The 13,465-nt window shown below is 63.4% G+C and carries 19 protein-coding genes; 14 read left to right on the plus strand and 5 right to left on the minus strand.

Annotated elements, in window-relative coordinates:
- The first annotated feature begins 57 nt into the window (after nt 1-57).
- Genes CDQ92_RS12230 through CDQ92_RS12245 form a run of 4 tightly spaced genes read left to right on the plus strand, consistent with a single transcriptional unit; the run spans nt 58 to nt 2,648 of the window.
- Nucleotides 58-504, plus strand: a complete 447-nt coding sequence (locus CDQ92_RS12230) for a MarR family winged helix-turn-helix transcriptional regulator (protein ID WP_088441695.1) — start codon at nt 58-60, stop codon at nt 502-504.
- A complete protein-coding gene (locus CDQ92_RS12235) occupies nt 497-778 on the plus strand; it encodes an HPr-rel-A system PqqD family peptide chaperone (protein ID WP_088441696.1) in 282 nt (93 codons plus the stop codon). The genes CDQ92_RS12230 and CDQ92_RS12235 overlap by 8 nt, the downstream gene beginning before the upstream one ends.
- The gene (locus CDQ92_RS12240; RefSeq protein ID WP_088441697.1) at nt 775-1,638 is read left to right on the plus strand and encodes an HprK-related kinase A; all 864 of its coding nucleotides are present in this window, start codon (nt 775-777) and stop codon (nt 1,636-1,638) included. Before CDQ92_RS12235 ends, CDQ92_RS12240 begins: the two co-directional genes overlap by 4 nt.
- Nucleotides 1,620-2,648 (plus strand): nucleotidyltransferase domain-containing protein, encoded by a 1,029-nt coding sequence (locus tag CDQ92_RS12245; protein WP_088441698.1) that lies wholly within the window; start codon nt 1,620-1,622, stop codon nt 2,646-2,648. Before CDQ92_RS12240 ends, CDQ92_RS12245 begins: the two co-directional genes overlap by 19 nt.
- Here CDQ92_RS12245 and CDQ92_RS12250 read toward each other — a convergent pair.
- Complete coding sequence (locus CDQ92_RS12250) at nt 2,645-3,310, minus strand: HAD-IA family hydrolase (protein WP_088441699.1); 666 nt, start codon at nt 3,308-3,310, stop codon at nt 2,645-2,647. The genes CDQ92_RS12245 and CDQ92_RS12250 overlap by 4 nt on opposite strands.
- A gap of 162 nt (nt 3,311-3,472) precedes the next feature.
- On the opposite strand from CDQ92_RS12250, the gene glmU reads away from it, so the two are divergent.
- The 7 genes from glmU to CDQ92_RS12285 are packed head-to-tail and all read left to right on the plus strand — an operon-like array spanning nt 3,473 to nt 8,710.
- Nucleotides 3,473-4,819: a bifunctional UDP-N-acetylglucosamine diphosphorylase/glucosamine-1-phosphate N-acetyltransferase GlmU gene (gene glmU / locus CDQ92_RS12255; protein WP_229667078.1), complete on the plus strand. Its 1,347-nt coding sequence runs from the start codon at nt 3,473-3,475 to the stop codon at nt 4,817-4,819.
- Nucleotides 4,820-4,824: 5 nt separating this feature from the next.
- A complete protein-coding gene (locus CDQ92_RS12260) occupies nt 4,825-5,364 on the plus strand; it encodes a GNAT family N-acetyltransferase (RefSeq protein ID WP_188682251.1) in 540 nt (179 codons plus the stop codon).
- Nucleotides 5,361-5,675 carry a hypothetical protein gene (locus CDQ92_RS12265; RefSeq protein WP_088441702.1) on the plus strand — a complete coding sequence of 105 codons (315 nt, stop codon included), beginning with the start codon at nt 5,361-5,363 and terminating at the stop codon, nt 5,673-5,675. The genes CDQ92_RS12260 and CDQ92_RS12265 overlap by 4 nt, the downstream gene beginning before the upstream one ends.
- Nucleotides 5,676-5,706: 31 nt before the next feature.
- Complete coding sequence (locus CDQ92_RS12270) at nt 5,707-6,081, plus strand: ribbon-helix-helix domain-containing protein (RefSeq protein WP_088441703.1); 375 nt, start codon at nt 5,707-5,709, stop codon at nt 6,079-6,081.
- Nucleotides 6,078-6,458: a PIN domain-containing protein gene (locus CDQ92_RS12275; RefSeq protein ID WP_088441704.1), complete on the plus strand. Its 381-nt coding sequence runs from the start codon at nt 6,078-6,080 to the stop codon at nt 6,456-6,458. Before CDQ92_RS12270 ends, CDQ92_RS12275 begins: the two co-directional genes overlap by 4 nt.
- An 18-nt stretch (nt 6,459-6,476) precedes the next feature.
- On the plus strand, nt 6,477-8,300 hold the full coding sequence (glmS, locus tag CDQ92_RS12280) for a glutamine--fructose-6-phosphate transaminase (isomerizing) (RefSeq protein WP_088441705.1): 1,824 nt from the start codon (nt 6,477-6,479) through the stop codon (nt 8,298-8,300).
- Nucleotides 8,297-8,710, plus strand: a complete 414-nt coding sequence (locus tag CDQ92_RS12285) for a GFA family protein (RefSeq protein WP_088441706.1) — start codon at nt 8,297-8,299, stop codon at nt 8,708-8,710. Before glmS ends, CDQ92_RS12285 begins: the two co-directional genes overlap by 4 nt.
- Nucleotides 8,711-8,718: 8 nt before the next feature.
- Here CDQ92_RS12285 and CDQ92_RS12290 read toward each other — a convergent pair whose 3' ends face one another.
- Nucleotides 8,719-8,907 (minus strand): hypothetical protein, encoded by a 189-nt coding sequence (locus CDQ92_RS12290; protein ID WP_088441707.1) that lies wholly within the window; start codon nt 8,905-8,907, stop codon nt 8,719-8,721.
- Nucleotides 8,908-8,966: 59 nt separating this feature from the next.
- Between CDQ92_RS12290 and CDQ92_RS12295 the strand changes: the two genes are divergently transcribed.
- The gene (locus tag CDQ92_RS12295; RefSeq protein ID WP_088441708.1) at nt 8,967-9,638 is read left to right on the plus strand and encodes an HAD family hydrolase; all 672 of its coding nucleotides are present in this window, start codon (nt 8,967-8,969) and stop codon (nt 9,636-9,638) included.
- Nucleotides 9,639-9,814: 176 nt separating this feature from the next.
- Nucleotides 9,815-10,684, plus strand: a complete 870-nt coding sequence (locus tag CDQ92_RS12300) for a dienelactone hydrolase family protein (protein ID WP_088441709.1) — start codon at nt 9,815-9,817, stop codon at nt 10,682-10,684.
- Between the two features lie 45 nt (nt 10,685-10,729).
- On the opposite strand, the gene CDQ92_RS12305 is transcribed toward CDQ92_RS12300, so the two are convergent.
- The 3 genes from CDQ92_RS12305 to CDQ92_RS12315 form a co-directional block, all read right to left on the minus strand.
- The gene (locus CDQ92_RS12305; RefSeq protein ID WP_088441710.1) at nt 10,730-11,197 is read right to left on the minus strand and encodes a DUF411 domain-containing protein; all 468 of its coding nucleotides are present in this window, start codon (nt 11,195-11,197) and stop codon (nt 10,730-10,732) included.
- 61 nt (nt 11,198-11,258) lie between these two features.
- Entirely contained in the window at nt 11,259-12,275 is a 1,017-nt protein-coding gene (locus CDQ92_RS12310; protein WP_088441711.1) for an aldo/keto reductase, read from the minus strand.
- A gap of 63 nt (nt 12,276-12,338) precedes the next feature.
- A complete protein-coding gene (locus tag CDQ92_RS12315; protein ID WP_088441712.1) occupies nt 12,339-12,929 on the minus strand; it encodes a LysE family translocator in 591 nt (196 codons plus the stop codon).
- 73 nt (nt 12,930-13,002) lie between these two features.
- Here CDQ92_RS12315 and CDQ92_RS12320 point away from each other — a divergent pair, with 73 nt between their 5' ends.
- Nucleotides 13,003-13,455 (plus strand): Lrp/AsnC family transcriptional regulator, encoded by a 453-nt coding sequence (locus tag CDQ92_RS12320; RefSeq protein WP_169714564.1) that lies wholly within the window; start codon nt 13,003-13,005, stop codon nt 13,453-13,455.
- Nucleotides 13,456-13,465 lie beyond the last annotated feature (10 nt).

The following is a 13,465-nucleotide window of genomic DNA, read 5'->3' on the forward strand; positions in this document are numbered from 1 at the left end:
CCAGAAACTTTGTATGACGAGGCTTCACAGACGACAAACAGTCGATAAGGTTAGACCATGGCCGCCAAAAAACTGAACCTCGACAATTTTCTGCCCTATCGCCTGTCGATTGCGTCGAACGCGTTATCCGAACGGATCGCGGCGGAATATCAAAACCGGTTCGGGTTGAAGATTCCCGAGTGGCGGTTGATGGCGGTGCTGGGGGAGGGGAAGCCGAAAACGCAGCGTGAACTGGTCGAGGCGACGCGGATGGACAAGGTGACGGTCAATCGCGCCGCCAAGGCGCTTGCCGAGCGGCAGTTGATCGCGCGGCAGGCGCATGAAGTCGACGGGCGGTCGCACCATCTCGAGCTCACCGAGACGGGCTGGTCGCTTTACGACGCGATCGTCCCTGCGGCGCTGGCGAGCGAGACGCAGCTCGAATCGAATATCACCGCCGCCGAACGCGCGACGATGATGGCGATCCTAGCCAAGCTGACCGCCGCCGCCGAAGATTATGCCTGATCTGGTCTATCGCGCTGCACCGCCAGGCGCGCTGCGCGTCGAGCCGCTGGGCGAACTGACCGCGATTTTCGATCGCCGGTCGATGCAGACGCATCTGGTGGTATCGCCGATGCCCGAAATATTGGCGGCGATGGGCGCGGCCGATTGCGACACTGCGACCCTCGCGGCGCGGCTTGCCGAGAGCTTCGACTTCGACGGCGCGGACGATGTGCAGTCGATCCTCGCCGAGCGGCTGAGCGAACTGGCGGCGATGGGGCTGGTGGCGCGCGCGTGAGGCACAGCAAGCGCATTGCGGTCGGCCCGGTGCAGTTTCGTATCGGCAGCGACTGGCCCGAACCGATTGCCGCGCTGGAGCAATTGTACGCGGGCTATCCGCAGGACGAAGCGCGCCCCGCCGACGCTACGGTTTGCCTGTTCGCGGCGCGGTCGTGGCGGCGCTGGGTGCGGGCTTCGGTGCATAGCGGCGGCGATTTTGTCGTTCCCGCCGCGTTGCCGCTGCCGCTGTCGATGGGGCTGCTTGCCGCCGAAATGGGGATGAATTTGCAGGTCGCGCTGGGGTGGCGGCGGCATATGCTGCTCCATGCGAGTGCGGTGGCGCGGGATGGTCGCGCGCTGATCATGTCGGGCGAATCGGGGTCAGGTAAATCGACCCTCGCGGCGTTGCTTGGCGAAGGCGAATGGCGGCTGATGGGCGATGAATTCACGCTCATAGATCCGGTAAGCGGCGATGCACTGGCCTTCCCGCGTGCGGTCAGCCTAAAGAATGAGGCGATTGCTGCGGTAGCGGCGCAGGTCGACGCCGCGCGGCTGGGGCCGCTGATGGCGGGGACGCCCAAGGGCGACATCCGCCACCTGATCCCGCGCGCCGCCGCGATCGCGGCGATGCACGAGCCCGCGCGTCCGGCGTTGTTGTTGTTCCCGCGTTTTGGCGGGGCGGCGGCGATCGAGCCGATGGGCGAAGGCGAGGCGTTTGTGCGGCTGACCGAGGCGTCGACCAATTATGTCGCGCTGGGCGAGGCGGGGTTTGGGGCGCTCACGCGGCTGGTGCGCGAGACGCCCGCGTTCGGCATTTCCTATCCCGACAGCGCGACCGGTATCGCGTTGGTCGAGCAATTATGGGCAGAAACAAAGTGAGCGCGGTCCGGATCTTCGTCGACCTGCTCGCCGGGCGCCGCGAGGCCTCCGCTTTGGCGCCGCGCGACTGGGACGGCGTGATCGGCGTTGCGCGCAGTGAGGCGATGCTGGCGACCCTCGCGCACCGGCTGGAGGGCGCCGACCTGCCACCCAGCGTCGCGGCGCTGTTCGCAGACCAGCGCGCGGCCGCCGCGGTTGCACAGCAGCAGGCGCTGTGGGAGGCCGAGATGGCGCGCCGCGCGCTGGCGCCGCAAGGGATCGAGTTTGTGCTGCTGAAGGGCACCGCTTATGCCGCGGCGGGGATGGCTTGTGCGGCAGGGCGTCAGATCGGCGATCTCGATATATTGGTGCTCGCGTCGGACATTCGCCGCGCCGAGAATGCGTTGCTCAATGCCGGGTGGGAATGGGTCAAATCCGACCCCTATGACGATTTCTATTACCGCGAGCATATGCACGAACTGCCGCCGCTGATCCACAAGTCGCGCGACCGGATGATCGACGTCCACCACGCCATCCTACCGCGCACCCACCGGATTACCCCTGATGCGTTGGCGCTGGTCAGCGATGCGGTGGCGAGCGCCGACGGCTTTGCGGTGCTGAACCCCGCTGACATGGCGTGCCACTGCGCCGCGCATATGCTGGCCGACGGCGATTTGCAGGGTGGCCTGCGCAATCTGTGGGATTTTCACCTGATGACGCGCGATTTTGCCGCGACCGATCCGCGGTTTTGGGAGCAGCTTGATCGGCGCGCGCGGCTGCATGGCTTGCAGGATGCGGTGCAGCGTGCGGCGCGGCTGTCGCGGGATCTGTACGGCGCGGTGGTCGCCGCAGGATGGAACGGGCAGGAGGCGAGCGACCGTTGGTTTCGCCAGCGCCTCTTCGCCCGCGACGATTGGGGACGGGTGACCCGACCGCTACTTGAGCAAGCCTTCTACATCCGCTCGCACTGGCTGCGGATGCCGCCGATGATGCTGGCGCAGCATTTGTGGACGAAATGGCGGAAGCGTTAGAGGCGCGTCAACAGCGGCACAAGGTCGTTAAAATGGTCGATGACATGATCCGCACCAAGCTCGTCGGCAGGCCGATCCAGAAAGCCGAAGCTGACCGCAATGCTGGTCACCCCGGAGCTGTTCGCGGCCATCACGTCATAGATGCTGTCCCCGACAAACGCCGCGCGTCCGCCGCCGCAGCGGGCGACCATTTCGATGATCGGCGCGGGGGAGGGTTTGGCGTTGCCCGGCCCGAGCGTGTCGCCGCCGATGATCGTCGCCATCCGGTCGACCAGCCCGAGCTCGCCGAGCAGCTTACGCGCCATATCTTCGCGCTTGTTGGTGACCACTGCGGTCTTCACCCCGAGCGTATCGAGCCGATCGAGCGCGGCTATCAAGCCAGGGAAGACGCGGCTTTGGACTGCGATATGTGCTTCGTAGAACCGCAGCAATTCGCGATAGAGACGCTCGAAATCGCCGCCCGGAATGCCGCCGGTTGCGGCGAATCCCCGTTCGAGCATATGCCGCGCGCCCAACCCGATCATCGGCCGCACCTCGGCCTCGGGCAGCGGCGCCCGCGCGGCGAGGCACAGCGCCAGGTTGACCGCGGCTGTCAGGTCGCCCGCGGTATCGACCAGCGTGCCGTCAAGGTCGAAGCCGACGGTCGCGAAAGGAAAACTCACACGGCACCTCCTGATTTCCGTTCGTGTCGAGCGAAGTCGAGACACCTATAAGGCGGGCATGGACGACAGGAATCTCGACTGCGCTCGAAGCGAACGAATTTGAGGAAGCGCATTGGCGCGACGCTCTGGAAACCGCAATGATTTGCTGGCATGGCAGCGGGCATGAGCAATCCTATCGCCGTCATCGTCCTTGCCGCAGGCAAGGGAACCCGCATGAAGTCCGACCTGCACAAGGTACTGCACCCGATCGCCGGGCGGCCGATGTTGCTGCACCTGATGGCCAGCGTCGACGCGCTGAACCCCGCGAAAAAGGTCGTCATCGTCGGCGACAAGGCCGACCAGCTCGAGGCCGCATTGGCGGGCACCGCGGACCTGGCAGTGCAGGATCCGCAGCTGGGCACCGGTCATGCGGTGCAGCAGGCCGAAGCTGCGCTCGCGGGTTTCGATGGCGATGTGCTGATCCTTTACGGCGACGTTCCCTTTGTACCTGCCGCCACGATGCAAGCGATGATCGACCGGCTGAACGCCGATGATGCGCCCGCGGTCGTCGTGCTTGCGTTCGAGCCCAACGATGCGCAGCAATATGGCCGCGTCATCACTGAAGGCGACCGCGTGACCAAGATGGTCGAGCATAAAGACGCGACCGACGCCGAGCGCGCGGTGCGGCTGTGCAATTCGGGGTTGATGGCGGCGAAGTCGACAGACCTCTTCCCGCTGCTGGCGCGGGTGACCGACGACAATGCGGCGAAGGAATATTACCTTGTCGATATCGTCAATATTGCAAACGCCGACGGACGGCATTGTGCGGTGGTCGTCACCGATCCCTATGACGTCGCCGGGATCAACAGCCGCGGCGAACTGGCAGCGATGGAAACCGAGTGGCAGGCGCGGCGGCGTGTGGCTGCGATGACCGACGGCGCCAGCCTGATTGCGCCAGACACAGTGTGGTTCGCCTGGGATACGCAGCTCGGTCGCGATGTCCTGATCGAGCCCAATGTGTTCTTCGGCCCCGGCGTCACCGTCGCCGACAATGTGAAGATCCGCGCCAATTGCCATCTCGAGGGCACCACCATCGGCACCGGCTGCGAGGTCGGCCCCTTCGCGCGTCTGCGCCCCGGCACGGTACTGGGCGAAAAGGCCAAGATCGGCAATTTCGTCGAAACGAAAAAAGCAGTGCTGGGCAAGGGCGCCAAGGCGAACCACCTCACTTACCTTGGCGATGTGACCGTCGGCGCTGGCGCGAACATCGGCGCGGGGACGATCACCTGCAATTACGACGGGTATTTCAAATATCAGACGGTGATCGGCGAAAACGCCTTCATCGGCAGCAACAGCGCGCTGATCGCCCCCGTCACCATCGGCCGCGACGCGATTGTCGCGGCGGGTAGCGCGGTGTCGCGCGACGTCGCGGCGGGCGACCTGCGCATGGTCCGGGCCGAACAAATGGTCAAACCCGGCTGGGCCGACCGTTTCCACGATGCGATGCTCAAGAAAAAGGCGGGCAAGTAGGGATCATGCCTGTGCCGACGCTGACCACCCCGCGGCTCGTGCTGCGCCAGATTCGCGCGGACGATGCCGCCGCGCTGTTTCCGGTGCTGTCCGATGCCGACGTGATGAATTGGTGGTCGAGCGGCCCGCATCAGTCGCTTGCCGAGACGGCGGACTATGTCGCATCGAATGCGAAAGAAGGACAGGGCTTCGCCTGCTGGGCGATCACCCTGCACGACGATGTCGCAATCGGCTGGGTGATCCTGATCGACGGCAAGCCCGACGTCAAAGAAATCGGCTATATTCTGCACCGTGACCATTGGCGCGGCGGGGTCGCGCGCGAAGCCGTGGCGTGCGTCATCGACTATGGCTTTGCCGAACTGAAGCTTCGGCGCATCTTTGCCGACACCGATCCGGAAAATCGCGGATCGATCGCGCTGCTCGAACGTCTTGGCTTTCAATATGAAGGCCGTCTGCGCGGAGAGTGGGAAACGCATATCGGCGTGCGTGATTCGCTGATTTTTGTCTTGCTGCGCGACGAATGGGCAATGGAGAAAAAGCCGTGACCGACCGCTATACCGACAAGCCGTTCCTGCGCTTTGTCGATGCCTGGGTGCTAAAGGCGATCGGGCATCTGGATCCTGCGACCGAAACCTATTGCAAGGCAATGGTGCCGCAGCTCGAACAGAGTTTCGGTTTGAAGGGCAGCTGGGAACGGATCGTCGAACAACAGATGAAATTCGGCCCCGAACTGGCCGCACAGATTCGCAAGATCTGGACTGACGGCAAGGCGCGGTTTGAACACGGCAACGGCACGGCGCCCGATCCGGTGCAATTCGCCTATCTGTTCGTCGACAAGAACCTTCAGAAAGATTGACATGATATCATGATATGATATCAGTATATCAATGACCCGCATTCTTGTCGACCTGCCGGATGAAGAGATTAAACGTCTCGACCGCATCGCCCATGAACAGGGCAAAAGCCGGGCGCAGGTGCTGCGCGACGCCGTTGCCGCCTATCAGGCGCAGCCCGCTCAGGGCGACGGCGATTGGATTGAACGCGGTTTCGGGCTGTGGTCACGCCACGGCATTTCAGTTGATCCGCATGACTATGATCGGAAGCGCCGAGCCGAATGGACGCGGTCCTGGGATGACGATTATGAGGAAGTGCGCGCAGAATCGCCGGACATGTTCGACGCCGAGGATGATCGTCAGCGGCAAATTTATCTGGATATAATCGCCGGGAAATATCCCGAACCCAAAAGCCCGCACCCCAAGTGAGCGGTTATACGTTCGACGTGAATATCGTCATCGATGCACTCGCCGGTTATCCGCCAGCGAGGGCCGAGATTCTACGCGCGACGCGCAACGGCGTCCGACCTTGGATCAGTCGCATGGCGTGGATCGAAGTGCTGTCCAAAGGCGACGAGCGCATGGTGAGCGAAGTCATGGCCTTTCTAACGCACTTCGGTCTTGACGAAATCGATGATGAAATCGCTGCGCGGGCGGCGGCGCTACGCCGCAACCGGCCACGCTTGAAGTCGCCAGACGCCATCATTCTCGCCACCGCCCAAACCCGCGGCCGCGTTCTCATCACCCGCAATACCAAGGATTTCCCGGCCAATATGCCGGGCATCCGTGTCCCCTATATTCTCTAAGACGAAAGCCAGACCCTCATGTGCGGAATTATCGGAATTATCGGCAAGGATCAGGTCGCCGATCGCCTCGTCGACGGACTGAAGCGGATGGAATATCGAGGCTATGACAGTGCGGGCGTCTGCACCGTGCAGGATAGCCAGCTGATTCGCCGCCGCGCCGAGGGCAAGCTGGGCAATCTGGTCAAAGAGCTCGCGGGCAACCCCGCGCAGGGTACTGTCGGTATCGCCCATACCCGCTGGGCAACCCATGGCGCGCCGACGACTAGCAACGCGCACCCGCATGCGACGGGCGAGGTTGCGCTGGTCCACAACGGGATCATCGAAAATTTCAAGCCGCTGCGCGAGGCGCTGCAGGCGCGCGGGCGCAGCTTCGAAAGCGAGACCGATACCGAGGTGGTCGCGCATCTGGTGAGCGAGCAGGTGGAAGCGGGCAAGTCGCCGACCGACGCCGTGCAAGCGGTGCTGCCGCAGTTGCGCGGTGCGTTCGCACTTGCCATCGCGTTCCGCCAGCATCCCGATCTGCTCATTGGCGCGCGGCTCGGCTCGCCGCTCGTCGTCGGTTACGGCGAGGGTGAAACCTATCTCGGTTCGGATGCGCTCGCGCTCGCCCCGCTGACGCAGAAGATCGCTTATCTCGACGAGGGCGACTGGGTCGTCATCACGCGGGACGGCGCGCAGATTTACGACAGCGCGAACAACCCGGTGACGCGCGAGATCACGACCAGCGGCGTCACCGCGGCCGCGGTCGAAAAAGGCAATTACCGTCACTTCATGCAGAAGGAGATCTTCGAGCAGCCGACCGTGGTCGCGCAGACGCTCTCCTCCTACATCCGCCCGCTCGAACAGACCGTTGCGCTGCCGCAGATGGATTTCGATCTGAGCGCGATCGACCGGATCACGATCGTCGCGTGCGGCACCAGTTTCTATGCCGGGATGGTCGCCAAATATTGGTTCGAAACCTTCGCGCGCGTCCCCGTCGACATCGATGTCGCGAGCGAGTTTCGCTACCGCGACCCGGTGCTGCAACCCGGCGGCCTCGCGCTGTTCATTTCGCAGTCGGGCGAGACCGCCGACACGCTCGCGGCGCTGCGCCATTGCAAGGCGAACGGGCAGACGATTGCGGTCGTCGTCAACGTCCCGACCAGCAGCATGGCGCGCGAGGCCGACCTGCTGCTGCCGACCCATGCCGGTCCTGAAATCGGCGTCGCCTCGACCAAGGCTTTCACCTGCCAGCTCGCGGTGCTTGCCGCGCTGGCGGCGCATCTCGCGCTCAAAAAGGGCAAGCTCAGCGCCGACGAGGAGCATGAGATCGTCAGGCATCTGATCGAAGCGCCCGCCGCGCTCAACGCCGCGCTGAGCCACGACGACGACATCGCCGCAATGGCGCACCTGATCGCCCCGGCGCGCGACGTGCTGTATCTGGGCCGCGGCCCCGACTATCCGCTGGCGATGGAAGGCGCGCTCAAGCTCAAGGAAATCTCGTACATCCACGCCGAAGGCTATGCGTCGGGTGAAATGAAGCACGGCCCGATCGCGCTGATCGATGAATCGGTCCCGGTGATCGTCCTCGCGCCCAGCGGGCCGCTGTTCGAAAAGACCGTCAGCAACATGCACGAAGTGATGGCGCGCGGCGGCAAGGTCGTCCTGATTTCCGACGCCGACGGCATCGCCGAAGCGGGCGACGGCTGCATGGCGACGATCGAAATGCCCAAAGTCCACCCGCTGATCGCGCCGTTGGTGTACGCGGTGCCGGTGCAGTTGCTGGCTTATCATGTCGCGGTGGCGAAGGGGACGGACGTCGATCAGCCGCGCAATCTGGCGAAGTCGGTGACGGTTGAGTGAGCTGGGAAACCACCTGTCACTGCGGCGCCGTCTGTGTGCGGCTCGCCAAAGCGCCCGAGGAAATTGGCGAGTGCAATTGCTCGCTCTGCTTTTCCCATGGCATCCTCTGGGCCTATTATTCGCCGCGTGACGTGGTGATCGAGGGTGCGACGCGGACCTATAATCGCGCCGACCGTGCAAACCCCAATTCGGACCTGCATTTCTGCGCGACCTGCGGATGCACCACACACTGGTCGGCGACCGCGGGGCTGATCGAGCGGATGGGCGGCGAGGTCGATATGATGGGCGTCAACATGCGGCTGTTCGACCCGTTACAGCTCAGCGGTTTGAAGCTCAGCTTTCCCGACGGGCGCGGCTGGTCGGGTGAGGGGCCGTGGGGATTTGTCCGCGATGCGGCTATTATGCCCTGATCGGACGGCTAACTGACCGCATTTGCCTGCGCCAGTATCGACTCCGCAACGTCCTCGATCTTGCCCGCGACCAGCAGCGGCGCGCCGCCGACCATGCCGACTTGCGTCTGGCCATTTTCATAGTCGCGGAGCCAGGCGACATTTTCGGCGACGACCAGATAATTGCCACCGCGCGACTTGAGTTCGATGAATTTCATGCCGATGTCTCCTGTTCGCCCAGGCTCTAGGTACGAAATATGAAGATTGTAGGATTGCCATGAGTTTCGCCGCGATCATTTTCGATTTCGACGGCGTCATCGCCGACAGCGAGGTGCGCGCGAACCTGTCGCTCGCCGAGAGCCTGATCGCGGCGGGGATGCCGTCGACCTATGACGAGTGCCTGCGCGACTATTACGGCCACAACTGGCAGGAGACGCAGCGACGGATCGAGGCGCGGTTCGGGCGGGCGTTGCCCGCCGATTTTCGTGAGCAACACCGCGAACGGGCGCGGGGTCGGTTCATGGAGGGATTCGACGCCGTCCCCGGTGCCGCGGATTTCCTCGCTACGCTCGGGCCGCTGCCGCGCGCGATCGCGTCGTCGAGCCGCGCCGAATATATCGGCTGGGCGCTGGGGTTGTTCGGGTTGGGGCACCATTTCGCGGAGCAGGTGTACAGCGCCGATGGCTGGCACCGCGGCAAGCCGTATCCCGATATCTACCTGGCCGCCGCCAAAGGGCTAGGTGTCGATCCGGCGCTATGTCTGGCGATCGAGGATTCGCCAACCGGGGCGCAGGCAGCCTTGGCGGCGGGGATGACCGTGGTCGGCTTTTGCGGAGCCGGGCATATCGTCGATCGCGCGGCGCATGGCGACATGTTGCGCGCGGTCGGGGTGCATCATGTGGCGCTGACCTTTGGTGAGATCGGGGCACTGACAGTCGTCGCACGATAATCCTCCCCATGGCTTCGCGACAGGGAGGATTTTTCAGCAAAAAACGCTATCCTACAAAATCCGGCTGGATTAGCGTTGTCCCCTGTTCGATCCCGATCACGGGACGAAATATGAAATCGCGAGTGAAGTTGCGCAGTTTTCTGCGGCTTTGCCGAAACCGCCCCAAGGAGAGCGCCATGTGTACCGAAGACACCGAAGCCGATCTGGACCGCGCCGGGATGGCGGTGGGTCGCCGCAGCTTTGCCGCGCTGGCCGGGGTCGGCGCGTTGATCGCGGCACTGCCGGCGCGGGCAATGGCGGGGAAGCCGGTAAAGGGCCGCGATGTCGAGATTACGACCGCGGCGGGCATCTGCGACGCCTATTTTGTGGCGCCCACCAGCGGCAAGCATCCGGGGGTGCTGATCTGGCCCGACATCCGCGGGCTGCGCCCCGCCTTTCGCCAGATGGCCGACCGGCTGGCGGGCGAAGGTTATGCGGTGCTGTGTGTGAATCCTTTTTACCGCTGGCAGAAATCGCCGGTGGTCGATGCCGCGAATGACTGGGGCAATCCCGCGGTGCGCGAAAAACTGTTCGGTTATCTGAAGCAGTTGACCAAACCGGTGGTCGAAACCGACGCCGCGGCGCATCTCGCGTTCCTCGACACGCAAAAGGAGGTCGACAAGACGCGCAAGCTGGCCACCACCGGTTACTGCATGGGCGGCCCGATGACGATATACACCGCGGCGTTGAAGCCCGACCGCGTCGGTGCGGCAGCAAGCTTTCACGGCGGCGGGGTCGGCACCGACAAGCCCGACAGTCCGCATCTGCTGATCCCCGGGACGCGGGCGGGCTATTTGTTCGCGATCGCCGATAATGACGACAAGGAAGCGCCGAACGAAAAGGTCTTGCTCAAAGCCGTGCTCGAACCGCGCAAGCAATGGCATGAGGTCGAGGTGTATGAAGGCGCGATGCACGGCTGGTGCCCGCCCGATGGCCGCGCGTATAATGAGGCAGCGGCCGAAAAGGCGTGGGGCCGGATGCTGGAGTTGTTCAAGGCGAGTTTGTAACGGTCACCGCTCGACAGGAACGGAAAAGGAGTTAGATTTTGCCGATCAATGCGCGTGCGTACCGCCGCTTGCAGCATAGCTCGCATAAACACGCTGGCCGCCGCTGCCGAAGGTCATGACCTTATACGCTTCGCGGTGGTCGCCATGCTCCATGCCCGGCGAACCCATCGGCATCCCGGCGACCGCGAGACCCTTCACGCCCTTGGGCTTTTCGCGGAGCAGGCGAGCGATTTCCTTGGCGGGGACATGCCCCTCGATCACATAGCCGCCGACGAGCACGGTGTGGCAGCTGCGCAGCGCCTGCGGCACGCCTTGCTTGTCCTTGATCGCGGCCATGTCGGTCGAATTGACGATCACCGCCTTCTGCCCGAACGATGCCTTCACCTGTTCGAGCCATTTGAGGCAGCAACCACAGCCCGCATCGCGAAACATCGTCGGGTTCGCGGCGTGCGCGACGCCGATGGTGGCCGAGAAGGCGGCGAGGCCGAAGAAGACGCGGCGGGCGGGGGACATGGCAGTGTTCCTTGCTGAATTCGGACGAAGATTAGCAGCCGCGGCGCGCCGCACAAGCGGTTCAGCCCATCGGATAAAGAATGTCTTTGCTCACTTTATGCAGTGCGGTCATCACCTCGTCGCTCAGTACCAGATCCCTCGCATCGAGAATCGGCTGGAGCTGGTCATCGGCGCTGACCCCGACGATCGTCGAGGCGACGAAGTCATGCTGTTTCGACCAGGCTGTCGCCATCGTCACCGGGTGGAGCCCGGCATCCTCGGCGATCTGCAAATAGCGCGCGGTCGCGGCGAGGCTTTTTTCGTTGACGAACCGCTGGCCCATCGCGGCCTGCCGCCCCTCCATCGCGAGGTAGCGCGAGAATCTCGCACCCTCGGGCGTTGCACCGCCCTGATATTTGCCCGACAACACCCCACCGGCGAGCGGCGAATAGGGGATCAGGCTGACGCCTTCCTGTCGGCACACCTGTTTCAGTTCATCCTCGAAGCGGCGGTTGTTGAGGCTGAAATTATTCTGGATCGTGTGATAGCGCGCGACGCCCAGTTTCTCGGACGCGGCGAGCGATTTCATCAGCCCCCAGCTCGTTTCGTTCGAGCAGCCAAGAATGCGGACCTTGCCGATGCGAACGAGTTCGTCGAGCGCGTCCATAATCTCCTCATAAGGCGCGTCATGGTCGGGCCAGTGCGTCTGGTAAAGGTCGACATAATCGGTTTGGAGCCGCGTCAGGCTATCGTCGATCGCCTGAAAGATATTCTTGCGGTCCAGCGCGGTCATGCCGTTGCGGCACGGCGAATTGAACCAGACGTGGCTCGGTCCCGATACCTTGGTCGCAAGGATGATCGCGTCGCGCGGCTTGGTCATCAGCCAGCGCCCGACGATCTCTTCGGTGCGGCCGACCCATTTGACATCGGGCGGCACCGGATAGCCCTCAGCGGTGTCGTAAAAGTTGATCCCGGCATCGAAGCAGCGATCGAGAATGCGGAACGCCGCGGCCTCGTCGGTCTGACTACCAAAGGTCATCGTTCCCATGCAGATGTCGGACACATGGATAGCGCTTTTGCCAAGACGGCGACTCTGCATGGCTCTGTTCTCCGGTCAGAAGAGGGGAGCGCCGTCTTTAGGTTGCGGGATGCAACCTTGCAATCAGATCAGCAGCGCGAGCGATCCCACGAGCAAGGCCGCCATCGTCCAGTTGAATGCGCGCAGCCTTGCCGGGCTGGACAGCCACCCGCGCAGCACTTGGCCCATCACCGCCCACAGGCTGGTCAAGGGCAGGTTGATCAGGCCAAAGTTCACCGCGACGAGCAGCACCGCGCCCAGATTGCGGTCGGGCGCGTAGAGCGCGATCGCGGTGAGCGCCATCGACCAGGCCTTGGGGTTGACCCATTGGAACAGCATCGCTTGAACAAAGGTCATCGGCTTGCCGCGCGCGCCGGTTTCGGTGTCGGGGGCCGTGGCATTGGCGATCTTCCACGCGAGCCACAGCAGATAGAACACGCTCACGACCTTGAGCACGGTATTGAGGATCGGGAAAAGATCGAACAACCCCATCATCCCGAGGCCGACGAGGATGATCATCAGCGTGAAGCCGATGCCAACGCCGAGTGCGTGGGGGACCGTGCGGCGGAGGCCGAAATTGGCGCCCGACGCCATCAGCATCATATTGTTCGGCCCGGGCGTGATCGACGAGACGAGGGCGAAAGCGGAGAGCGCGAGAAGGGTGGTCTGGTTCATGCGTGCAACATAATGCGCTTTGTCGGCGGGCGGGTTGCAAAGAATGGCGCAGATCGCCTATCATACGCAATCTATGAGTAAGATGGACGATATTGCCCGCAAGATATTGCGCGAGTTATTACAGGATGGGCGAATCTCGAACCTCGAACTCGCCGAGCGCGTCGGGCTGTCGCCCTCGGCCTGTTTGCGGCGGGTGCAGGAACTGGAACGGAGCGGGGTGATCACCGGCTATCGCGCCACCATCGATCCCGTAAAGCTGGGGATGGGCTTTCTCGCCTATGTCACCGTTGGGCTGTCGACCCACACCAAGAAGGCGCAGTCCGATTTCGAGGCGGCAATAGCGGGGGCGCCCGAAGTGCGCGAATGCCACAATATCACCGGCGCGATCGAATATCTGCTGCGGATCGAGACCGCGGATCTGGCGGCGTACAAGCATTTCCATACCGAGGTGCTCGGCGTGCTGGCGCAGGTGCATTCGATCAGCACCTATGTGGTGATGGATTCGACCAAGGATGAGCGGGCGTAACGACATTTCG

Source organism: Sphingopyxis bauzanensis (assembly GCF_002205675.1).
GTDB lineage: Bacteria > Pseudomonadota > Alphaproteobacteria > Sphingomonadales > Sphingomonadaceae > Sphingopyxis > Sphingopyxis bauzanensis.

What these genes read in the sequence shown, in the direction of transcription:
- CDQ92_RS12295 (WP_088441708.1), top strand. Translation starts at nt 8,967, where the DNA reads ATGAGTTTCGCCGCGATCATTTTCGATTTCGACGGCGTCATCGCCGAC.
- CDQ92_RS12315 (WP_088441712.1), bottom strand. Translation starts at nt 12,929, where the DNA reads ATGAACCAGACCACCCTTCTCGCGCTCTCCGCTTTCGCCCTCGTCTCG.
- CDQ92_RS12320 (WP_169714564.1), top strand. Translation starts at nt 13,003, where the DNA reads ATGAGTAAGATGGACGATATTGCCCGCAAGATATTGCGCGAGTTATTA.
- CDQ92_RS12235 (WP_088441696.1), top strand. Translation starts at nt 497, where the DNA reads ATGCCTGATCTGGTCTATCGCGCTGCACCGCCAGGCGCGCTGCGCGTC.
- CDQ92_RS12305 (WP_088441710.1), bottom strand. Translation starts at nt 11,197, where the DNA reads ATGTCCCCCGCCCGCCGCGTCTTCTTCGGCCTCGCCGCCTTCTCGGCC.
- CDQ92_RS12230 (WP_088441695.1), top strand. Translation starts at nt 58, where the DNA reads ATGGCCGCCAAAAAACTGAACCTCGACAATTTTCTGCCCTATCGCCTG.
- glmU (WP_229667078.1), top strand. Translation starts at nt 3,473, where the DNA reads ATGAGCAATCCTATCGCCGTCATCGTCCTTGCCGCAGGCAAGGGAACC.
- CDQ92_RS12260 (WP_188682251.1), top strand. Translation starts at nt 4,825, where the DNA reads ATGCCTGTGCCGACGCTGACCACCCCGCGGCTCGTGCTGCGCCAGATT.
- glmS (WP_088441705.1), top strand. Translation starts at nt 6,477, where the DNA reads ATGTGCGGAATTATCGGAATTATCGGCAAGGATCAGGTCGCCGATCGC.
- CDQ92_RS12300 (WP_088441709.1), top strand. Translation starts at nt 9,815, where the DNA reads ATGTGTACCGAAGACACCGAAGCCGATCTGGACCGCGCCGGGATGGCG.
- CDQ92_RS12310 (WP_088441711.1), bottom strand. Translation starts at nt 12,275, where the DNA reads ATGCAGAGTCGCCGTCTTGGCAAAAGCGCTATCCATGTGTCCGACATC.
- CDQ92_RS12290 (WP_088441707.1), bottom strand. Translation starts at nt 8,907, where the DNA reads ATGAAATTCATCGAACTCAAGTCGCGCGGTGGCAATTATCTGGTCGTC.
- CDQ92_RS12245 (WP_088441698.1), top strand. Translation starts at nt 1,620, where the DNA reads ATGGGCAGAAACAAAGTGAGCGCGGTCCGGATCTTCGTCGACCTGCTC.
- CDQ92_RS12270 (WP_088441703.1), top strand. Translation starts at nt 5,707, where the DNA reads ATGACCCGCATTCTTGTCGACCTGCCGGATGAAGAGATTAAACGTCTC.